Source organism: Caballeronia telluris (assembly GCF_001544495.1).
Classification (GTDB): domain Bacteria; phylum Pseudomonadota; class Gammaproteobacteria; order Burkholderiales; family Burkholderiaceae; genus Caballeronia; species Caballeronia telluris.
The window spans coordinates 84585-105854 of the sequence record NZ_FCNZ02000020.1 but is presented as its reverse complement, the minus strand read 5'-3'; the positions used below and the strand labels follow the sequence as shown (position 1 = coordinate 105854).

Genomic DNA, 21270 nt, shown 5'->3' with positions numbered 1-21270 from the left:
GACTTCACGCGACACGGTCGCTTTGCCATTGGCTACAACGACCTTCGATGCGAACGTCGCCTGCGGCAATCCCGTCAGCGCGGCCAGCATCTGACCGGTCTGATTCGAATCGTCGTCGATGGCCTGCTTGCCGAGGATTACCAACTGAGGCTGCTCCTTGTCGACCAGCGCCTTGAGAATCTTCGCCACCGCCAGCGGCTGCAATTCATCAGCCGATTCGACCAGAATCCCGCGATCCGCGCCGATCGCCATTGCCGTGCGCAGCGTCTCCTGACATTGCGTCACGCCGCACGACACGGCCACGACTTCCGTCGCAATGCCCGCTTCGCGCAGACGTATCGCTTCTTCCACCGCGATCTCATCGAACGGATTCATCGACATCTTCACGTTCGCGATATCGACGCCGCTTCCGTCCGACTTCACGCGAACCTTGACGTTGTAGTCGACCACACGCTTGACCGGTACAAGAATCTTCACACTGACACTCCCTGAATGGATGTATCCGCAGCAATGCGCTTCGCCCGGTCGATGACCGGCTTGTCGACGAGCTTGCCGTCGACGGCGAACGCACCCTTCGGGTTCTCGGCGAGCCGCGCGAGCACGCGTTCGGCCCAGGCGCGATCCGCGTCGCTCGGCGCGTATCCGCGGTTCACGGCATCGACCTGCTTAGGATGAATGCACAGCTTCGCGCCGAAGCCGAAGCGGCGTCCAAGCGCGACGTCTTCCGCGATCAACGCGGCGTCGTCGATGGCGAGCGTCACGCCATCGACCGGCGCGGGCAGCCCGGCATAACGCGACTCGATGACGAAGGCCGAGCGCACCGCATCGAGTTCACGGTCCATGCCTTCGACCCCCGCATCGACGCAATAGTCGAACGAACCGAACGCGAGCCGCGCGACCGCCTGCGCCTTCGCGACCTCGCGCATGCGCACGACGCCCGCCACCGTCTCGACCAGCGCGACGAGCGCCGCGTCCGCGCCGAGCCGCGACGCGATATCGCCCAGCTGTTCCGGGCATTCGGACTTCGGCACCATCACGTCGCGTACTGGCGAGTCGTGCAGCATCGCGACATCGTCGGCATGCCACGGCGTGCCGGACGCATTGACCCGCACCATCACACGGCGACGGTCCACGCCGGACAACGACGAACGCAGCCATTGGGACAATTGCTCGCGTGCTGCGATCTTGGCGTCGGGGGCGACGGCGTCTTCGAGGTCGATCACCACCTGATGCGCGGCGCTCGCGAGCGCCTTCGCAAAGCGCTCGGGGCGGTCGCCGGGAACGAACAGATAACTGCGCAAGGTCATGCTGGTTTCCTCGTCAATTCATGCGGAGTTCCAGCCGCGCTGGAACGTTTCGGAATAGCTGTAGCGGTCGGCGGGATGAATGATGATCGCGCCTTCGACCACATCGCCGCGCCGGTTCAGATAGCGGCGGCACATCCACAACGCGGGCGAGCGCGCCTTCGCGTTGATGAGCCGCGCGATGTCGGCGGGCAGCGCGATCGCGCGAATCTCCTGCTGCACTTCTGCGATCTGCTCGCCGAACTGACGCTCGATCATCGTGAAGAGCGGCGTGTGCAACTCGCCCTCGTCGATCACGAGCGAGCGGAACGCAGGATGAATGTAGGCATCGGTGTGGCAGATCGGATCGGGGCTGCCCGGCGAGCGGCGCAGGCTCTTCACATGCAGCCACGTCTCGCCGGGATTCGCGCGCAGCAGGTCGCAGACCGCGGGGTCGTCGAGCGGCTCGGTCTCCTTCGAGAGAATTTCGAGCACCGTGTCCGCCGTATAGCGCTGCAGGTCGCTCAGTTGCTGCATCACTTGCCGGTAAGCGCCCTCGGTCCTGAGCGCCTTGACCGTCGTGCCGACGCCCGGCTGCCGTACGACCATGCCCAGTTGCACGAGCTGCTTGACCGCTTCGCGCACCGTGGAGCGGCTTGCGCCGAACTGCTCGCAAAGCTCGAATTCGGTCGGGATCGTCGAGCCGACGGGATAACGCCCGCTCTGGATCTCGTTGACGAGTGTCTGCGCCAGTTGCATGTAACGCGGCTGCTGACCGAGTACTGTGACCATCGATGTGCCTGCACGTGAAGAGGTGGACGGACGCGCGCGTCCGTCGACCTCTTGTGCGCGACTCATTGCATCCTGCATGCGAGCCTCATTGCACCACGGCCTGGTCACGAAGCGCGGCGATTCTGCCAGCATCGTAACCGAGTTCGGCAAGCAGCCGATCCGTGTCGCGGCCCAGTTCGGGCGCGGCCTGCTTCGGCAACGGATCGCTTACGCGCACCGGCGCCGCGACGCCGCGAATCGCGCCGAACTGCGGATGCTCGGCCGCGACGACGCCCTCGCGTTCCGCGACGAACGGGTTGTCGAGCGCCTGCTTCACGTCGTACACCGGCGCGGCGGGCACGCGGCCGCCGAGGCGCTTGAGCCATTCGTCGGTGGTCGCAACCGAGAGCGCGGCATCGAGTTCCTTTTCCAGCACGTCGCGATTCGCGAGCCGCGCCTTGAAGTTGCAGAAGCGCTCGTCGGTGATCCACGACGGCTTGTCGAGCACTTCCGCGAGCACGCCCCAGAACTTTTCCTTGTTGCACATCAGGAAGATCCAGCCGTCCTGGGTCTTGTACAACTGGCTCGGCGTCAGCGACGGATGCGACGAGCGGCGGTCGCGCCCGGTCACGACGTCGCCGTTCAGATACCACGTCGCGACATACGCGAGGTTATGCAGCGCGACATCGAAGAGGCTCACGTCGACGTCGCGTCCCTTGCCGGTCGCGCGCGCCTCGACAATGCCCGCGAGCAGCGCCATTGCGGCCGTGGTGCCCGTCATCAGGTCGATGATGGAAAGACCGAAGCGCGCGGGCGGGCTGTCGGGCTCGCCCGTCATCGAGAGATAGCCGGCCTCCGCCTGCATCAGATAGTCGTAGCCGGGCCACGACGCGCGGCTGCCGGTGCGCCCGTAAGCCGACAGATGGCCGCATACGATCGCCGGGTTCGCCTGGCTCAACTGCTCGTAGGTGAGGCCGAGCTTCGCGGGCAGATCGCCGCGCAGGTTGTTGAAGACGGCATCGCTCGTGGCGACGAGATCGAGCAGCACCTGCCGCGCGTCTTCCTTTTTCAGATCGAGCGTGAAGCTCGACTTGTTGCGGTTGAACGCTTCGAAGAAGTGGCTGTCGCCTTCGCCGAAGAAGTGCGGGCCGACCAGGCGCCCCACGTCGCCGCCTTCGCGGAAGTTTTCGATCTTGATGATCTCGGCACCGAGATCGGCGAGATGCTGGGTCGCGAACGGGCCGGCGCCGTATTGTTCGACGGCGACGATGCGAACGCCTGAAAGCGGCAGACTCATACGGGGTTCCTCTCGATCAGTTGCTTGGCGATGATGATGCGCTGCATCTCGTTGGTGCCTTCGCCGATGACGAGCAGCGGCGCGTCCCGATAGAGACGCTCGACGTTGAATTCCTTCGAGTAGCCATAGGCGCCATGAATACGCATCGCTTCGATGCTGTTTTCGAGGCCGGCTTCCGTGGCGAAATACTTAGCCATGCCGGCTTCCATGTCGCAGCGCTCGCCGCGATCGAACGCACGCGCGGCGGCGTCGGTGAGCAGGCGCGCGGCCTGAACGCGCGTCGCCATCTCGCCGAGCTTGAGCGCGATCGCCTGATGCTTGCAGATCGGCTTGCCGAAGGTCTTGCGCTGCTGCGAGTACGACACGGCTTCATCGAGCGCCGCCTGCGCGATGCCGACGCCGCGCGCCGCCACGTTGATGCGCCCGAGTTCCAGCCCGTTGAGAATCTGCTTGAAGCCACGGCCTTCTACACCGCCGATGAGTCGCGAAACCGGCACGCGAAAATCGGTGAACGTCAGTTCGCACGTATCGATGCCCTTGTAGCCGAGCTTGGGCAGCTTGCGGCTCACTTCGAAGCCCGGTCCCTTCTCGATCAGTAGCAGGCTCATGCCGCGATGGCGCGGCTCGGCCTTCGGATCGGTCTTGACCAGCAGGGCGAGCGTATTGCCGTACATGCTGTTGGTGATCCAGGTCTTGTTGCCGTTGACCACATACTCGTCGCCTTCGCGGCGCGCCGTCGTGCGGATGGCTTGCAAGTCAGTGCCGCAGTCCGGCTCGGTGAGGCCGATTCCGCCGCGCAGTTCGCCCGTCGCCATGCGCGGCAGGTACTCGCGTTTCTGTTCCTCGGTGCCGTTGCGCTGCACGGTCATCGCCATGATGACGTGCGAATTGATGATGCCGCTCACCGACATCCACACCGCCGACATGCGGTCGATGATCTTCGCGTAGGTTGAGGTGGAAAGACCGAGGCCGCCGTATTCCGGCGCGATCAGGCAGCCGAACAGCCCCATCTCCTTCATCTTCTCGACGATCTCGTGCGGATACTCGTCGGCGGCTTCGAGCGCGTGCACGTACGGTTTGACTTCGGTCTTCAGGAAGCGCTCCAGCATGTCGAGGATCAGCGCCTCGTTTTCCTGCGCTTCCTGCGCGTGATCTGTTTCGATGGTTGCCATTTGAACCTCTCTTTAAGCGGGCTGACGCAGGATGCCGGCGAGTTGCTCGACGCTCGCGCGTTCGAGCCCGAGCACGGCTTCGCGAATCTGATCGGCGCGATCGCGCGACACCACGCGCTGCGCGTTGTCGTAGAACTTTTCGACGATGCCTTCGTTGGTCATCGGCCGGTCCGACGAACCGCGGTTGATCGCTTCGCGATGCGCGAGGCGGCGGCTGTCGCGCGTCGTCACGATCACCTCGCCCGTGTAGTGGCGAGGGAAGGTCGATTCCGGATCGACTTCGTATTCGACGCGTTGCGCGAGCGCGAGCACGGCGGGATCGGCGAGGGCACCTGCGTCGAGGTCGTCGAGCGTGAAGCGGCCTTTCAGCAGGCCGGTCGCGACGATGTACGGAATGCTGAACTGCGCGTCGTAGCTGTTGGCCGGGCGCTTCTTGTTCGCGACCGGCTCGCACACCACGTCGACGACCGGACCCGGCACGCGCACGACGACCTTTTCGATCGCATCGCCCGCGAGACGGTGTTCGCGATGAAGCGCGATGGCGGCATCGGACGACGCGTGCGTGAAGTGGCACGCGGGAATCGGCTTCAACGCGACCTGCTCGATTTCCCATGTTTCGCCGAGGCCGGCGGTCGCGATCGACAGATCGGGCGTCGCGTGGTCGGACAGATACAGTGCGTAGAGTCCGTAGCGGCCTTCGTAGGCGGAGCCCGGGCCGATGTAGCCGTGCTTCGCGAGCGTCGCGGCGGTGGTCGCGCTCGCGGCGGCCCAGCCCGGATGCAGGCGCTTGGTCCACGCGCCGTCTTCGAGGAACTCCATGCTGCCCGACGCCATCGAGAGCACGATGCCTTGCGCCTCAACGGCGGCGTCCTTCGAAAGCCCCATCAGTTTCGATGCCGCGAGCGCACAGCCGAACGCGCCGACGAGTCCCGTCGGATGAAAGCCGACCTTGTGAAAGCCGCCTTGCGCGACGGCGCCGACGCGCGTCGAGACTTCCATCGCGGCGATGTACGCGGCGAGCATCTGCGCGCCGCTCGCGCCTTCGCGCTCGGCAAGGCCGAAGGCGCACGGCAGGGCGCTCGCGGTCGAATGGATCACGCCGCGCGAGTGCGTGTCGTCGAAGTCGAGGCCGTGCACGAGCAGGCCGTTGGCGAGCATCGCATCGCGCAGGGCGAGCCTGCCGGACTTGCCGAACACCGTCGACGGGCCCGTCCCCAGTTCGCGCATCGCGGCGAGCGTCATGTCCGCGTAGCCGAAGGCGGTGGTCGCGAAGGCGAGACCGATGCCGTCGAGGATCAGATGCTTGGCCCGCTCACGGACCGCCGAAGGAATGGCATCGACGGTCAGGTCCAGCGCGAAGCCGGCGAGCCGGGTCGAGATGCGGGGCGTGTCGTTGGGTGCGTTCATCGTGCTACGTCTCCGTTTTGAAGCCCGAACGGTTCGTCGAGGATCACCGTGTCGGGCGAAACCGCTTCGAGGGAATATTGATTGGCATCGACGCCGAGCGAGAGGATCGCGATCACGAGCAGGAGCAGCACGCCCGACACCATCACGAGCACGCCCAGCACGCCGAACTGTGCGTACAGCAGCACCGCGCCGTACGACGTGATGATCGAAGCGAGCCGTCCGCACACGCCCGCCGTGCCGGTGCCGCGCAGGCGCAGCGCCGTCGGGAAGAGTTCGGGCACGTAGCTGAAGAGGCCGAGCGTCACGACCACATAGATGCAGGTGACGAGCGTGAAGCCCACGCACGCGATCGCCGCGTTCGCGACCATGTGCGGATAGATGAAGCCGAGCACGATCGTCGCGAGGCTGAAGGCGACGAGACCCTTCGCCCGTCCGAGCCGGTCCGCGCAGAAGAAGCCGAGCAGGGCGCCCGCCGGTGCGCCGAACGACATCAGGAGCGTGAAGCCGAGCGAGGTCACGACGTCGCGTCCTTCGCGGACAAAGAACGTCGGCAGCCAGGCGACGAAGCCGTACACCGCCACGTTCACCGCGATCACCGTGAGCGCCGCCGTGACCGTGCGTCCGATCATGCCCCGGCGCAGCAGGGCGCGAAACGGCTGCGGCGGCACTTCGAGATTCTGCGTGCGCGAGCAGGGCGGAAGCGGCCCGCGCTGCGCTTCGACTTCGCGCTCGATCGCGCTCACCGTGTCTTCCGCTTCCTTCAGGCGCCCGACCGATTCCAGCCAGCGCGGTGATTCCGGCATCGAATGGCGCAGCACCCAGACGACCACCGCGCCGATGCCCGCGATGCCGAACATCCAGCGCCAGCCGAGCGCGGGGATCACGACATAGCCGACGCTGGTTGCGATGAGCAGCCCAGAGTTGATCATCAGCGCGAGGAGGGCGGTCCAGCGTCCGCGATGCGCGGGCGGGATGAATTCGCAGAGCGTGCCCGCCGCGACCACGAGTTCCGCGCCAAGTCCGATGCCCATCACGAAGCGCAGCCCGATCAGCCAGTAGATCGACGGCGCGAAGGCCGCGGCGATCGACGTGAGGCCGAAGAGCGCGAGGTTGATCTGATACGAGGAACGGCGTCCGAAGCGGTCGCCGAGATAGCCCGAAAAGCCCGCGCCGATCAGCATGCCGAAGAAGCCCGCCGAGACGAAGATGCCGTTCAGTTGCAGCGTCGAGAAGCCTTGCTTCACCATCGCAGCAGAGACGCCGGCGGCGAGATACACGTCGAATGCATCGAGTGCCGCGCCCGCGCCGATCAGGCCGAGGATCTTCCAGTGAAAGCGCGCCATCGGCAGTCTGTCCAGCCGCGCGCCTGCGCTTACGTTTTGGTTCACAGATGTCTCCAATACTGTGAGAAGGGATCGGATCGCAGCCCGTTTCTGTGCCGGGTCGGGATCTGTTGCGAGCGTCGTGCTGGCGGATGCCTGCGCTCAGTCGCCCGTGCCGTAGCCGCGCTTCGCGATCAGCGCCGTGCGCACGAAATCCATCACCGGCGTGCCGTCCTGCTTGAACGCGCGCGTGTGGACGGTGACGATGCCCTGCGTCGGACGCGACTTCGATTCGCGCTTTTCGAGCACTTCCGATTCAGCGTAGAGCGTATCGCCGCAGAAAACCGGCCCGGTCAGCCTGATCTCCTTCCAGCCGAGATTGGCGATCGCCTTGCCGCTGACATCGTTGACCGACATGCCGAGCACGATCGCCACCGTGAGGCCGCTGTTCACCAGCAGGCGGCCGAACTCGCTCTTGGCGGCATGCGCGGCGTCGCAGTGCATCGGGTGGAAGTTCATGGTCAGCAGCGAGAACTGGATGTTGTCCGACTCGGTGATCGTGCGCCCTGGCCGATGTTCGTAGATGTCACCGACCGTGAAATCCTCCAGATAGCGGCCGTAGCTCGCGCGGTAACGCTGGCTGCCCAGTTCTTGTGCCTGCATCATCCCTGCCTCCTGTATCGCTTGGTTGTTTGTACGTACAAAGTATCCGGCGCGGGCGTGCGGCATGTCAAGCGGGAAAAGGGTAAACCACGGGAGGTTTTTTAAGGGCTTGCTGGCAGCCTTCAGCCGGGCCGCTTCGTCGCTTGCGCGCGGGCGATGCCGTGCGACGCGCCTTCGTCGGCTTCCTCGGCGCGGTTGCGGCCGAGCGCTTTCGCGCGATAGAGCGCGGCGAGCGCCGCCGGTTCCGCTGGCGTGCGCGCAGTCGAAGACGCGCAGCCGATCGACATGGTGACGAGCGACGCTTCGTCGAGCGGCCCGCGCAGCTTCGTCGGCAGACTTTAATCGCGTAAAATCAAATGTATTAAGATCGCAGTCGACGGTCGCCTGCTTTTTCAGCACGCGCAGCCCCGAATCGAGCCAGTTCGCATTTCTCCGGCAAGCCCGTCGCCCCGACCTCATCGTTATCCGCCCGCGCGAACCCGTCGCGGGGGCTTCGACTCAAATTCGAAAACTTCCAAAATCGTCCACTCCTTCGATATCCAATGGCATATACCAGTCCGCAAGTCTCCGAGTTGCTCGCGCAACGCAACGCACTCGAGAAGCAGCTGTCAGAAGCACGCGAAAAAGAAGCGCGGCTCGCCCTGATCGAAATCGTTCAGAAAATGCGCGAGTACGGGATCAGCCTGCATGACCTGATCGGCCGCAAGCCCGCGCCCGAGCCCGTGCAGCCGCAGGAAGGCGCGGCGAAATATCGCGACCCGCTCACCGGCGCGACGTGGAGCGGCCGCGGACGCGCGCCGCACTGGATCGCCGGGAAGGACCGCGAGGCGTATCGGATATCCGAGCGCGCCGATGCCGATGCCGAGGCCGAGGCCGAGGCCGAGGCCGATGCCGAGGCCATGGCGGGCGCGCAGGCGTCGCTTTTCCCCGACGCCGGCTGAACGCGCACCGGGCGACTGCCACCGCCTCCAGAGCGATCAGCACCATGGAAAAGTGCCGATACTGCGCCAAAATCCGCGACGAATGGGATTGTCACGGCGACGAGTGCCGAAGCGCCATCGCCCGTGCGTTGCGACGCGAGCGCGCGGGTCTGCCGATGGTGCCCGAAAAGATCCGCAACGAAGTCCCGCCCGGCGCGACGACCAACGAGGTCATCACGGTCCTGTCGCGGCAACGTCTGCGCGCGCGGCGTGCGAACGAAGATCGCCGCAAGCTCAAGCAAATGAACGACGAGGACGTCGGCTAGTTTTCCGGTGTGCGCGTCCATCGCGCTTTCGGCCGGGGACCGCCACCGGTCGTGGCCGACACGGATTTTCGTCGTTTGTTCGCGCAAAGCGCGTCTCGAAAACCGGCGGCCCGCCCTCCGCGACCGTGTAAACTGCTGACTTTTTTTAACATTGGTGGCACGGTGCAAGCCTCCCAGCGCACGGTTCACGGCGGTCCGGCCCTCATCCGCTTGCTTGCGCGCCTGACGGACGTCGACGTTCCCGATCCCGGACAGTCGCTTTCGGACCGGCTGAGCCAATGGCTCGGCTGGACGGACGCCATCGCGCTCTCGACGGCGCTGAACGGCGCGTTGCCCGCCGGTGCGCCCGGCGCGCACACGGACGGCAGCGCCGAAGAGCGCGAATGCGCGCGTTTGCGCGCGTCGCTGGCGAAGTCGATTGCGGGTGACAGCGCCTTTGCGACGACCCGCCGGCGCGAAGAAGCGCCCACGGACTACGCGGTTTTCCGTCAACGCTATCTCTCCCTGCAACAGACGATGGAGACGGGCATCGGCAGCCTGCGCGTCCGTCTGCGCGCGAAGCTGGCAGCCGGGACGCCCGGCATGACGCGCCTCGCGATGGTCGATGCCGTGATGGAGCAGGCGCTGGCCGCGCGTGAGCACAACGTGCTGGCGACCGTGCCGTCGTTGCTCGGCAAGCATTTCGAGCGTCTGCGCCAGGCCGCGCTCGCGGACGCCTCCGCAATCGACGATAAGGCGCCCGTCGCGTGGCTCGACGTGTTCCGCAAGGATATGCAGAGCGTTTTGCTCGCCGAACTGGATGTTCGTATACAACCGGTCGAAGGGCTGCTTGCCGCCCTTCGTACCCGCTGACTGAGACGCCATGTCCAGAAATCTGATCAATCTCGCTGTTTTTGTCGTCGGTCTGGCCGCCGTGTGCTGGATCGGTGCCGGTTACGTCGGTTCGAACCTGCTCGCGCTAGCCGTCACGATGCTGGTCGGCGCCTGCTATCTCGCGGGCGCGCTCGAATTGCAGCGCTACCAGCAGGCCACCGCGACCCTCACGCGCGCCGTCGCGAGCCTGAGCGCGCCGCCGCCGAGGCTCGGCGTCTGGCTCGACACCTTGCATCCCGGCTTGCGCAATGCGGTCCGTCTGCGTATCGAGGGCGAGCGCGTGGCGTTGCCCGGCCCGTCGCTGACGCCGTATCTGGTCGGTCTGCTCGTGCTGCTCGGCATGCTGGGCACGCTGCTCGGCATGGTGGCGACGCTCCGGGGCACCGGGCTCGCGTTGCAAAGTGCCACCGATCTCCAGGCGATCCGCGAGTCGCTCGCCGCGCCGGTCAAGGGACTCGGCTTCGCATTCGGCACTTCGATTGCGGGCGTCGCGACATCCGCGATGCTCGGGCTGCTGTCCGCGTTGTGCCGCCGCGAGCGGATCGAGGCGGCGCACCTGCTCGACGCGAAAATCGCGACGACCCTGCGCGTCTACTCGCAAAGCCATCAGCGCGAGGAAAGTTTCAGGCTCCTGCAACGGCAGGCCGATCTGATGCCGACGCTCGTCGACCGGCTGCAAGCGATGATGGGCGCCATTGAGCAGCAAAGCGTCGCGCTGAACGAACGTCAGCTCGCGAGTCAGGAGGCCTTTCATGGCAGGACCGAAGCGGTGTACGGACTACTCGCTTCGTCGGTGGAGCAGTCGTTGAGACGGAGCGTCGCGGAAAGCGCGCGAGCGGCCGGCGCGGCGCTGCAACCGGTGATGGAAGCCACGATGGCCGGTCTCGCGCGCGAGACGGCCTCGCTGCACGAGAGCGTCTCCGAGGCGGTGCAGAAGCATCTTGATGGCGTGTCCACCGGCTTCGAGTCGACGACCACGACCGTCGCGGACCTCTGGAAAGAAGCGCTGGCGGGGCATCGGCAAACCAGCGAGACGCTCGCGGGCGATTTGCGCGCGTCGCTGGATCGATACACGCAGACGTTCGAGCAACGCTCGGCAGCGCTCCTCGACGGCGTTTCGACGCGCCTGGAAGCGTCGACGCAAAGCGTGTCGGACGCGTGGAATCTGGCCGTGTCGCGGCAGGAACGCGCGAGCGAGAAACTCGCGGGCGACAGCCAGCAGGCCTTGGCGGCCGCCGCCGCGACCTTCGAACGGCATTCGGCGTCGCTGCTGCACGGCGTGGGGCAGTCGCATGCGGCGTTGCAGGGCGAACTCGCATCGCGCGACGAGGAGCGCCTCGCCGTCTGGGCCGGGACGCTCGGCGCGATGGCCGCGAAACTGAGCGACGATTGGCAGCAGGCAAGCGGCGAAACCGCGAACCGCCAGCAGCAGATCTGCGACGCGCTCGCGCAGACCGCGCGCGACATCTCGACCGGAATGAAGACGCACGCGGACGAAACCATCGCGGAAATCGACCGGCTGGTGCAGGCGGCGGCGCAGGCGCCCAAGGCCGCGGCGGACCTTCAGGCGCAACTGGCGGCGCGGGATCAGGAGCGGCTGACGGCGTGGACGGAGGCGCTCGCCGCGATGGCGGCCAACCTGAGCCACGAGTTCCAGCAGACCAGCGCGTCGACGGCGAGCCGCCAACAGGAAATCTGCGACGCGCTCGCGCAAACCGCGCGCGACGTATCCGACGAGACGCGCTCGCACGCCAGCGACACGATCGCCGAGATTGGGCGGCTCGTGCAGGCCGCGTCGGAAGCGCCGAAGGCCGCGGCGGAAGTCGTCGCGGAACTGCGGCAGAAGCTCTCCGACAGCATGGTCCGCGACACCGCGATGCTGGAAGAACGCAGCCGCTTGCTGGCGACGCTGGAAACGCTGCTCGACGCCGTGAACCACGCCTCGACCGAGCAGCGCTCGGCCGTCGATGCGCTGGTTTCGACGTCGGCGGATTTGCTGGATCGCGTCGGCACGCGCTTCGCCGACAAGATCGAAGCCGAAACGGACAGGATGGGCGCGGTGGCCGCGCAGGTCACCGGCAGCGCGGTCGAAGTGGCGAGTCTGGGCGAGGCGTTCGGCGCGGCGGTGCAGGCGTTCGGCGAGTCGAACGACAAGCTCGTGACGCACCTTGAGCGCATCGAAGGCGCGCTCGACAAGTCGCTCGCCCGCAGTGACGAACAGCTTGCCTATTACGTGGCGCAGGCGCGGGAGGTCATCGACCTGAGCATGCTGTCGCAGAAACAGATCGTCGAAGATTTGCAGCAGCTTGCCGGGCGGCGGGCGTCGGCGGGAGCCAAGGCAGCATGAACGAGGAAATCGACGGCGGCGTCGAGCCCACGGCACCGATCTGGGCCGCTTTCGGCGACCTGATGTCGGTGCTGATCGGCGCCTTCGTGCTGATTCTGGTCGGTGTGATCGGCGTGCAACTGGAGCTTTCGACCCGGCTGGAGCACGAAGTCAAGCAGCGCCAGATGGAAAGCCAGCGCCGCAAGACGCTGGAGCAGGCGCTCGCGGGGCCGCTGGCGGCGGGGCGCGTGACGCTCGTCAACGGGCGCATCGGCATCAGCGGCAGCGTGCTGTTCGCGCTGAATTCCGATCAGTTGCGGCCCGAGGGCAGGGAAATCCTGAAGAGTCTTGCCGGGCCGCTCTCCGTGTATCTGCGGTCGCACGACGAGATTCTGATGGTCAGCGGCTTCACCGACGACCGGCAGGTCCGCGACGGCAACAAGCGTTTCGCCGACAACTGGGAGCTGTCCGCCGAACGCGCGCTGACCGTGACGCGCGCGCTGATCGCGGAGGGCATGCCGTCGTCGTCGGTTTTTGCGGCGGCGTTCGGTTCCGAGCAGCCGGTCAGTTCTAACGCCGACGACGGCGGACGCGCGAAGAACCGCCGCGTGGAAATCGCACCGATCCCGCGGCCATCGAATGCAACGGTGAAAGCCCGTGACTGACGCCGAAACCCGCGCCCGGACGATGCTCGACGCGTGGCGCGAACGCGGCGCCGATCGGCTGGATTCCGTGCGTTTTCGGTTCATCGAGGCGCTGGAACGGCGGGCGGCCGCGCAGAACGGCGAGGCGCGGCGCGTGCTCGACGCGCGGCTGGCGGGGCTGGTGGAAGCGTATGCGGCCGAGGTGGCAAAGGCCGAGGCAAGCGCCGACGCGAACGCCGGGGCGAAACCGTCGCGCGGACCGTTGGGCGACTTACTGGATCACATCGAAAATGAAGCGCCGGCAGGCAGCCGGGCCTCGTATCCGGAACTGGAACTGCTCGAATACTTCCGGCAAACCTGGTCCAGCGTCAGCGCCGACAAACAAGTGCGGCAATCGCTGGAACAGGTACCCGGGAACGCGGGACCGCTCAATTCCAGCAGCCTCGTGCACCGGTCGCTCTCGCTGATGCGCGAGCTTTCGCCGGGCTATCTCCAGCAGTTCCTGTCTTATGTCGACGCGCTGTCGTGGATGGAGCAGTTGAACGGCGCGGGCGCCCCGGCGACGAAGGACACGCCGCGCGCGGCAAGCGCCCGCAAGAACGCGCGGCCCAAGCCGCGCTAAATGCGCAGCCGCTCAGCCGGCGAACGGCGAATTCTTCCTGAGCGCCGTCGCCATCGCTTGCAGGGCGACGAGATAGCCGTCGACGCCCAGTCCGCAGATCACCGCCATCGCCGCCTTCGACACCAGCGAGTGCCGGTACGTCTCGTCGCGCTTGTGAATATTAGTGATGTGCAATTCGATCAGCGGTTTCTGCACGAGCTTGACGGCATCGAGCACCGGCACCGACGCGAACGAAAAGCCTGCCGGATTGATGATCACGCCGGCGTCGCGTTCGAACGCTTCCTGAAGCCAGTCGACCATCGTCGCTTCGCTGTTGGTCTGCCGGAATTCGCACGCGAGTTCCAGCCGCCCGGCGAGCGCCTCGACTTCCTGTTGCACGCGCGCGAGCGTCGTGGTGCCGTACAGATGCGGTTCGCGCTTGCCCAGCATGTTCAGGTTCGAGCCGTTCAAGACATAGACGAGTTCATTCATTGCCATACTCACTTTAAAAGATCGGGTGCGGGCTCAGTGGCTGTTGCTCATGCTCGCCGGCGCGTAGTCGTCGTCGCCGACGATCCGCGCCGCCGAATCCGTGCGGTTCATGTCGATGCCGAGCGTTTCGGGCGCGGTCAGGATCGCGATCAGCGAGATCACGTTGAACGCGACGCACACGGCCACGACGCCCCACGGCGATCCGTTGCACAGAGCGAAGAGCCACACGGCGAGCACCGGCATCGGGCCGCCCGCGACGAGATTCGCGCCGGTGTAGGCGAGCGCCGAGCCGGAATAACGCACGTTGGTGGGAAAGGCTTCCGCGAACGCAACCGGCTGAATGCCGCTCTGGAACTGCGTGAAACCGAGGAAGAAGCCCATCGCGGCGAGCATCGGCAGGAAGCTCTTCGTATCGAGAATCTGGAAGTAGAAGAAGAGCATGACGAGCGTCGCGGTCGAACCGATCGCGAGCGCCTTGCGGCGGCCGATCTTGTCGCTCAACATGCCGCCCGCCAGCGCGCCGACGATCGCGCACACGTTCGCGCCCATCAGGAGCAGGAAGCCAGTTTGCTTCGGCACGGCGAGCGTCTTCGTGATGTAGCTGAGCGAGAACACCACGATCAGGTAGAAGATTGCGGCCGGTCCGCAGAAGAACAGCATCCAGCGCAGCACGGTGCGCCAGTGCAGGCGCAGCGCGTCGCGCAGCGGGCTCGCGACCTGCACGACCTGCGTCTTGCGAAGCTCGACGAACGCGGGCGTCTCGCTGACCTTCAGCCGGATATACACGCCGACCACGATCAGCACGAAACTCAGCACGAACGGAATGCGCCAGCCGTAGGCATCGAACGCGTCGGCCGACATCAGCGAGGACAGCAATAGCAGGGCGCCGTTCGCCATGATCTGGCTGAGCGGCGAGCACAGTCCGAGCAGACCCGAATACTTGCCGCGCCGGTCGGGGCTCGCGTGTTCGATCGCCATCAACTGGGCGCCCGTCGATTCGCCGCCGAGCGCGAAGCCCTGAAGAATGCGCAGGACGACGAGCAGCACCGGCGCCCACAAGCCGATGCTCGCGTAGGTCGGCAGAATGCCCATCAGCATCGACGAAAGCCCCATCACCGAGACCGTGCCGAGCATCAGGTTGCGTCGGCCGAGCTTGTCGCCGAGGTGCCCGCAGATGATCGCGCCGAGCGGCCGCGCCGCCAGTCCGACGCCGAACGTCGCGAGCGATGCCAGAAGCGCGGTCGTCGGGTCCATCGCGGGGAAGAAAAGCTTCGGCAAAACCGTGGCGGCGAGCGCGCCGTAAAGCGTGAAATCGAACCATTCGAGCGCCGTGCCGACCGCCGCGGCGGTGACGGCGCGCGTACGCATCGCGGCGTGGGCGTCTGCTGTGTCGTGAACCATGTTGTCTCCTCTCTTTAGCCATGTCGTCGGCGCGCATGTGTTTTCGCACCGTGCGGCAAGACTATCACCGGTGCCTGGGATGTCGTTCCAGGGTGGAATTTCATCTCATAATGTGCAAGGATTCGCGGATAAATCCACGGAGACAGACATGCCCGGCGTTACCGAGCGCACGCTCGCCGTTCTCGAATATCTCGCGACGCAGATGGAAGGCACGCCGCTCGCGCTCATTTCCGCCGAACTCGATATTCCGCGCAGCGCGTGTCACCGGCTGCTCGTCGATCTCAAGCAGTGCGGCTACGTCCGGCAGTTGCGCGAGCACGGCGACTACGTGCTCACCACCAAGCTCGTCGGCCTGGGGCTGGGCTTTCTAGCGACGTCCGGCATCGTCGATATCGCGCAGACGATGCTCGACCGGCTCGCGGAAAAATCGGGCGAACTGGTGCGGCTGGCGATCGTCGATGGCGACCGCATCACGTGGGTCGCGAAGGCGCAGGGCGCGCTGAAAGGGCTGCGCTACGACCCCGACATGGGCATGGACACCGTGCTTTCGTGCAGCGCGACCGGCCACGCGTGGATGATGACGATGTCCGACGAACGCGCGCTCGAACTCGTGTCGCGACAGGGTTTTGGGCAGCCGAAACAATACGGGCCGAAGGCGCCGACGACGGTGCAGGGCTTGCTCGAATTCATCCACGCGGCGAGGCAGCGCGGCTATGCGACCATCAACCAGGTCTTCGCGCCGGGCATGACCGCGATGGCGGCGCCCGTGCAGCGGCGCGGCTATCCGGCGATCGGCGTGATCAGCATCGCGGGGCCGCTCGTGCGGCTCGACGAGAAGCGCATGGAAAGCCTCGGGCCGACGCTCCTGGCGGCAGCATTGGAACTGGCCGCGGCGAGCCTTGCGTCGCCGCTATTCAATGGAAGTCGTTAGTTCCGAGGTGGCGCAGCGTGCCGACGAGCAGATGCATCTCGGCGACAAGGAAAGCGCCCGCGCGCCTCGACAGCGCGATGCGGGAACGGCGCGGGCAACGCGTGCCGTCGACGTGTGAACGACTGTTTCACTCGCCGCGTTCCACGCACCGAAACCCCGCGTACACGTACTGATAGTGCGCCTGAAACCAGTTGCGAAAGCTCGGCCGCAGCATGCACGCGGCCGTGCGCGGCGATCCGCCTTTCAGCACGAAGTGCTTGTCGTCGTAGAAATTCGCGGAATAGCCGAGATAAAACGGAAACGGTTCGAAGCCCGGCAGCGGTCCGAACGTCGTCGACGTCCATTCCCAGCCGTTGCCGTATTGCCCCTGCACGCCGAACACGCTGCGATTGCCGGGATGCGCGCGCACCGACGAGGGCTCCCAGCGACGGAAGTCGAAATTTCCGTCCGCGGCGAGCGGCGCGCCCTCGGCGGCGCGCTGCCACTGCGCTTCGCTCGGCAGCGCCTTGCCCGCCCAACGCGCGTACGCGCTGGCTTCCGCGTGGCTCACGTACACCGGCCAGTCGAGCGGCAGCGCAACTTCGTCGAACATCGTGCGCAACGTCCAGGCGCCGCGCGCTTCGTCGCGCACCCAAAACGCCGGGTGCGCGATGCCTTCGCTTTCCTTCCACGCCCAGTCGGCGTCGTTCCAGTACGCGCGATTCGCATAGCCGCCCGCATCGACGAACGCGAGGTAATCGCCGTTCGTCACCATGTAGCGGTCGATGGCGCACGCGGGCACTTCGATGCGCTGTTCGCCGAACTCGTTGTCCCAGCCGAACGCGCCGGACGCGCGATCGAGCCCGAGCGTCACGGTTCCGGCGGGCACACGCACCATGTCCGGCTCGGGCGCGGCCTGCGGCACGGGTTCCTCGGTCGGCGACGGCCCGGTCTTATGGTCGAGTGGCAACTGATGCAGCATGTAGGCGAGCGTTTCGGCGTGCATCAGCCGATGTTCGATCGCGACTTCGAGCAGCGTCGCCGGATCGGCTTCCGCGCTCGACACCGCGTTTTTCGCAAGTTCCGCAGGATCGAGCCGCGCGTCAATGCCGTCGCGGATGCGCTTCGTGTACGCGCGCACCTCATCGAGCGACGGCCACTCGTGCGGCTGATCGGTCGGCAGGCCGCCGTCGACCGGGTCGATCCCGAACGCGAACAGCCGGTCGTACTCGGGATTCGCGCTCGGCAGATCGAACAGGCGCTGGTCGAAGAGATTCTGGTCGAACGCTTCGAGATGCCCGATGTAGAACACGATCCGATGCCGCTCGGCAATCGGACGCTCGTAGAGATACTCGGGCTTGACGGTATCGAAGAGGGAATCGGTGATGCGGCGCGCGTCGGCGAGGCGGGCCAGCAGCGGATGGCGCGGGGCGGGGTCGCGATTCATGTCGCCTTGTCTCCGTGGCGGGACGATCGAAAGATTGTCGAGTAGCAGACGCTGTGCCAGCGACAATCCGAACATCCCGCCATGATCCCACGCTCCGGCGAATTCGTCAGAACGCGCCGCGATTCCCGCGGCGCGCGTGGGGATCAGACCGCGCGCAGGCCGTCGAAGTCGCGGATTCGGATCAACTTGCCGTGGGCGTCGATCAGGCCGCGTTGCTGGAAGCGCGAGAGCGTGCGGCTCACGGTTTCGAGCGTGATGCCGAGATAGCTGCCGATGTCGTCGCGCGTCATGCGCAGCGTGAATTCCGCCGCCGCGTAGCCGCGCCGCGTGTAGCGCGCAGACAAATCGAGCAACAGGCGCGCGACGCGCTCGTCGGCGCGCAGCGTGCCGAGCGTCGTCAGCTGATTGGTTTCGCGGATGATTTCCCGGCTCATCATCTGATGCAGACGCCGCTGGATCGAACTGGTTTCGCGGCACACACGCTCGAAACGCGCGTACGGCACGATGCACACGGAACTGTCTTCGAGCGCGATCGCCGTGGACATGTGCCGGTTTTCGCCGATGCCGTCGAGTCCGAGCGCATCGCCGCCGAGATAGAGGCCCGTGACCTGCTCGCGTCCGCCGTCGCGCGACACGACCGACTTGATCGAGCCCGAGCGGATCGCATAGAGCGAGTCGAACGGGTCGCCGGTGCGAAAGAGCGCCTCGCCGCGACGCACGGCGCGCGTGGCGGAGATGACGTCTTCGACTTTCTCCGTCTCCTCGGGCGTGAGGCCTTCGGGCATGCACAAGTGACGCATTGCGCAGTTCGAGCAATGGGCGGCGTGGCGTCGGGGGTGAATGGCGGTTTGCATGGCGCGCTCGGTTTGACGAATGACAAAGGATTGTCCCATCGAACGCGCGCGAGGCGGGGTGACATAATGTCACATCTACCGATTCGATCAGCTTTAGGTCATTTTTTCCTGGCGAGCGGCCGAAGGAATCAGCAGCACCGGTAGCGTCGCCTGCCTGAGACAGCGTTCCGCGACGCTGCCGAGGATCAGCCGCTGAAAACCCTTGCGGCCGTGCGTGCCCATCACCAGCAGGTCGGCGTTGAACGCGCGGGCGGCGTCGAGCACGAGCGAGGAGACGTCGTCGAGCGACGACGCCTCGGCGGTCGCCACCTCGCCCTTCACGCCGCGCGCCTTCATTGCGTCGAGCGCGTCGCGGCCGAGCGTCGCGCCTTCCTCGACGAGCTTCGTGCGCAGCGACGACGGATCGTAGCCCGGCACGTCGAAGTAGAGCGGCGTGCTTTCCACCACGTAGAACGGCTGAAGGTCGGCGCCGTGAGTCGCGGCGAGTTCGAGCGCGGCTTCGAACGCGCGGCGAGACGTCTGGCTTCCGTCAATCGCGACGACGATTCGTTGGAACATGCGAACCTCCTTTTTGCGGCGTGGAAATAAGAACAAGTTGAATCAATCTGACCGGTGCCGTATTGACGAGTGCCATGTTTCGGAGATTTTGGCGCGGACCGGCGCGCGGAAAAGTTGCCTTACAATTCAGGCTGAGTCATTTGCGGCGAGCGCTTAAAACGTGCGGCCGCAAGCGGCGCCCACAGCCTCCGTCCCGACCGTGACCCAGCCCAATCCCGCCCTGCCGTTCCGGAACGCCCTTCTCGCGATGCTCGGCATCGGTCTCGTCAATATGCTGGTCGCGCTCGATCAGACGGTCGTCAGCACGGCGCTGCCGTCGATCGTCGCGGAACTGCACGGATTCGAGTACTACGCGTGGATCGCGAGCGCCTATCTGCTGGCGTCGGTGGTCACGGTGCCGGTGTTCGGACGGCTCGGCGATTACTTCGGCCGCAAGCGCTTCGTGATCGCGGCCGTGATCACGTTCACGGTGGCGTCGGTGCTGTGCGGGGTCGCGAACGACATGCTCTTTCTCGTGATTGCGCGCGGCCTGCAGGGCGTCGGCGGCGGCATGATGGTCGGCACCGCGTTCGCGTCGATTCCCGATCTCTTTCCCGATCCGCGCGCCCGCGTGCGCTGGCAGGTCGTGATGGCGGCGGCCTACGGCATCGGCACGGCGGCGGGGCCGTCGCTCGGCGGCTGGATGAGCCAGCACTGGGGCTGGCGCTCGACGTTTCTCGTGAACCTGCCGGTCGGCGTCGCGGCGTTGTATTTCATCTGGGCGCATCTGCCGACTTTTCACCGGCCGCGTCAGGGCGAGGTACGCATCGACTGGCTCGGCGCCGCGCTCGTCGCTGTCACGCTCGGTTGTCTTCAGGCGCTGATCGAAGCGGTGCCGAAGGACGGCCTGACGACGGGCAATCTCGCGCTCGGCGCGTGCGTGATCGCGGGCGCGGCGGCGCTCCTCGTCTGCGAAAAGCGCGCCACGCACCCGATCATCCCGCTCGACATCTTCCGCGACCCGCAGCTCGTGACGCTCTTCACGCTGTCATTCCTCGCGGGCTTCGTGATGTTTTCTCTGATTTTCTTCGCGCCGCTCTTGCTGCAAGGCGGTTTCGGCCTGACGCCGCAGGAGGCCGGCCTCCTCGCGACGCCGATCGCCGCGTGCATCGCGCTCGGCAGCGTGATCAATACGCGCATCGTGATCCATTTGCCGAAACCGACGCTGATCCTGTCGATCGGTTTCACGTTGCTGCTCGCGGCCTCGGTCGCGCTGTCGTTCGCGCGCGCCTCGACGCCGCATGTCTGGATCGAGATTCCGATGGCGGGCATCGGCATTGGGCTCGGCTTCATCCTGAACAATCTGAACGTGTTCGGGCAGGAAATCGCGGGCCGTGAGCGCTTCGGCATCACGACCGCGCTGCTGCAATCGACGCGCATGGTCGGCGGCATGCTCGGCACGAGCATCGTCGCGACGATCGTGGCGCATCATTATGCGAGTGTCGTCGCGCGCACGATCCGCGTGATCGGCGAACCGGCGGCCTCGACCTGGCTGCCGCGCGTGGCCGACCCGCGCATCCTGATCGACGACGGCCTGCGGCAACGCCTTATCGCCGATCTGCGTCCGACCGGGCTCGACGCCCAGGCGATCGTCGATGCCGCCCGCGACGCGCTCGTGCAGTCGATCCACATCGGCGTGATGCTGACGGCGGTCGCCGCGCTCGCCGCCGCGCTGATCGTGCGGCGGATCGCCCATATCACCTTCCGCCGGGCGGGAACCGTGCCGGCCGCGGCCGAATGAAGTTGCCTGACGATCGCACTCGTTTGAGCAAAAGCTGTCTGACAATCGATCCCGGCGCATGCTTCGATCTGTGCCCTTGTCCGACACCGCGCATCGACCTTGCTTGCGTTCGCGGATCGGCTCGCCGGGCCTGCCGATCGCGACGCCGCATGAAAGCGAGCGGAACGCTTCGGCGCCGGGCGGGTCATTCGAAGGGACGGCGGCCTCGAAACATCCGGCCGCA

22 protein-coding genes are annotated in these 21270 nt (G+C 66.0%); 8 read left to right on the top strand and 14 right to left on the bottom strand.

The genetic code is table 11. From position 1 onward, the window contains the following. The 9 genes from AWB66_RS23425 to AWB66_RS33760 all read right to left on the bottom strand — a co-directional run. Positions 1-477, bottom strand: a 477-nt coding sequence (locus tag AWB66_RS23425) for an electron transfer flavoprotein subunit beta/FixA family protein (RefSeq protein WP_143328358.1), incomplete at its 3' end; no start/stop codon positions are given. Further along, a complete protein-coding gene (locus tag AWB66_RS23420) occupies positions 474-1307 on the bottom strand; it encodes an HpcH/HpaI aldolase/citrate lyase family protein (RefSeq protein ID WP_087632490.1) in 834 nt (277 codons plus the stop codon). The genes AWB66_RS23425 and AWB66_RS23420, both read right to left, overlap by 4 nt. A gap of 18 nt (positions 1308-1325) precedes the next feature. Continuing rightward, positions 1326-2075, bottom strand: coding sequence for a GntR family transcriptional regulator (locus AWB66_RS23415; RefSeq protein ID WP_062639881.1), 750 nt, complete (start codon positions 2073-2075; stop codon positions 1326-1328). A gap of 85 nt (positions 2076-2160) precedes the next feature. Then, positions 2161-3351 (bottom strand): CaiB/BaiF CoA transferase family protein, encoded by a 1191-nt coding sequence (locus tag AWB66_RS23410; RefSeq protein ID WP_087632489.1) that lies wholly within the window; start codon positions 3349-3351, stop codon positions 2161-2163. After that, complete coding sequence (locus tag AWB66_RS23405) at positions 3348-4523, bottom strand: acyl-CoA dehydrogenase family protein (RefSeq protein ID WP_087632488.1); 1176 nt, start codon at positions 4521-4523, stop codon at positions 3348-3350. The genes AWB66_RS23410 and AWB66_RS23405 overlap by 4 nt, the downstream gene beginning before the upstream one ends. 12 nt (positions 4524-4535) lie before the next feature. Beyond that, entirely contained in the window at positions 4536-5930 is a 1395-nt protein-coding gene (locus AWB66_RS23400) for an MmgE/PrpD family protein (protein WP_087632487.1), read from the bottom strand. Next, the gene (locus AWB66_RS23395; protein ID WP_200819050.1) at positions 5927-7273 is read right to left on the bottom strand and encodes an MFS transporter; all 1347 of its coding nucleotides are present in this window, start codon (positions 7271-7273) and stop codon (positions 5927-5929) included. The genes AWB66_RS23400 and AWB66_RS23395 overlap by 4 nt, the downstream gene beginning before the upstream one ends. Before the next feature lie 141 nt (positions 7274-7414). Next, complete coding sequence (locus AWB66_RS23390) at positions 7415-7918, bottom strand: MaoC family dehydratase (protein ID WP_087632485.1); 504 nt, start codon at positions 7916-7918, stop codon at positions 7415-7417. A gap of 119 nt (positions 7919-8037) precedes the next feature. After that, entirely contained in the window at positions 8038-8202 is a 165-nt protein-coding gene (locus AWB66_RS33760) for a hypothetical protein (protein ID WP_159462932.1), read from the bottom strand. Positions 8203-8487: 285 nt separating this feature from the next. Here AWB66_RS33760 and AWB66_RS23385 point away from each other — a divergent pair, with 285 nt between their 5' ends. From AWB66_RS23385 to AWB66_RS23360, 6 genes are all read left to right on the top strand, one after another. Continuing rightward, positions 8488-8856 carry an H-NS histone family protein gene (locus AWB66_RS23385; protein WP_235021210.1) on the top strand — a complete coding sequence of 123 codons (369 nt, stop codon included), beginning with the start codon at positions 8488-8490 and terminating at the stop codon, positions 8854-8856. 44 nt (positions 8857-8900) lie between these two features. Then, positions 8901-9161 (top strand): hypothetical protein, encoded by a 261-nt coding sequence (locus tag AWB66_RS23380; RefSeq protein WP_087632483.1) that lies wholly within the window; start codon positions 8901-8903, stop codon positions 9159-9161. Positions 9162-9323: 162 nt separating this feature from the next. Next, the gene (locus AWB66_RS23375) at positions 9324-10013 is read left to right on the top strand and encodes a DUF3348 domain-containing protein (protein ID WP_087632482.1); all 690 of its coding nucleotides are present in this window, start codon (positions 9324-9326) and stop codon (positions 10011-10013) included. 10 nt (positions 10014-10023) lie between these two features. Next, complete coding sequence (locus AWB66_RS23370) at positions 10024-12381, top strand: DUF802 domain-containing protein (protein ID WP_087632481.1); 2358 nt, start codon at positions 10024-10026, stop codon at positions 12379-12381. Further along, entirely contained in the window at positions 12378-13025 is a 648-nt protein-coding gene (locus AWB66_RS23365) for an OmpA family protein (protein ID WP_087632480.1), read from the top strand. Before AWB66_RS23370 ends, AWB66_RS23365 begins: the two co-directional genes overlap by 4 nt. Then, positions 13018-13626 (top strand): DUF2894 domain-containing protein, encoded by a 609-nt coding sequence (locus tag AWB66_RS23360; protein WP_087632479.1) that lies wholly within the window; start codon positions 13018-13020, stop codon positions 13624-13626. The genes AWB66_RS23365 and AWB66_RS23360 overlap by 8 nt, the downstream gene beginning before the upstream one ends. A 12-nt stretch (positions 13627-13638) precedes the next feature. Here the strand turns inward: AWB66_RS23360 and AWB66_RS23355 are convergent, their stop codons facing one another. Beyond that, positions 13639-14097 (bottom strand): type II 3-dehydroquinate dehydratase, encoded by a 459-nt coding sequence (locus AWB66_RS23355; RefSeq protein ID WP_087632478.1) that lies wholly within the window; start codon positions 14095-14097, stop codon positions 13639-13641. 33 nt (positions 14098-14130) lie between these two features. Next, the gene (locus AWB66_RS23350; RefSeq protein ID WP_087632477.1) at positions 14131-15498 is read right to left on the bottom strand and encodes an MFS transporter; all 1368 of its coding nucleotides are present in this window, start codon (positions 15496-15498) and stop codon (positions 14131-14133) included. Positions 15499-15646: 148 nt separating this feature from the next. On the opposite strand from AWB66_RS23350, the gene AWB66_RS23345 reads away from it, so the two are divergent. Further along, positions 15647-16429 (top strand): IclR family transcriptional regulator, encoded by a 783-nt coding sequence (locus AWB66_RS23345; protein ID WP_087632476.1) that lies wholly within the window; start codon positions 15647-15649, stop codon positions 16427-16429. 127 nt (positions 16430-16556) lie between these two features. Here the strand turns inward: AWB66_RS23345 and AWB66_RS23340 are convergent, their stop codons facing one another. The 3 genes from AWB66_RS23340 to AWB66_RS23330 all read right to left on the bottom strand — a co-directional run bounded on the left by AWB66_RS23340 (position 16557) and on the right by AWB66_RS23330 (position 19267). Beyond that, complete coding sequence (locus tag AWB66_RS23340; RefSeq protein WP_087632504.1) at positions 16557-17855, bottom strand: SUMF1/EgtB/PvdO family nonheme iron enzyme; 1299 nt, start codon at positions 17853-17855, stop codon at positions 16557-16559. A gap of 143 nt (positions 17856-17998) precedes the next feature. Further along, on the bottom strand, positions 17999-18709 hold the full coding sequence (locus AWB66_RS23335) for a helix-turn-helix domain-containing protein (protein WP_235021209.1): 711 nt from the start codon (positions 18707-18709) through the stop codon (positions 17999-18001). A 93-nt stretch (positions 18710-18802) separates the two neighbouring features. Then, on the bottom strand, positions 18803-19267 hold the full coding sequence (locus AWB66_RS23330; RefSeq protein ID WP_087632474.1) for a universal stress protein: 465 nt from the start codon (positions 19265-19267) through the stop codon (positions 18803-18805). Between the two features lie 247 nt (positions 19268-19514). On the opposite strand from AWB66_RS23330, the gene AWB66_RS23325 reads away from it, so the two are divergent. After that, positions 19515-21047 (top strand): MFS transporter, encoded by a 1533-nt coding sequence (locus tag AWB66_RS23325; protein WP_087632473.1) that lies wholly within the window; start codon positions 19515-19517, stop codon positions 21045-21047. Positions 21048-21270 lie beyond the last annotated feature (223 nt).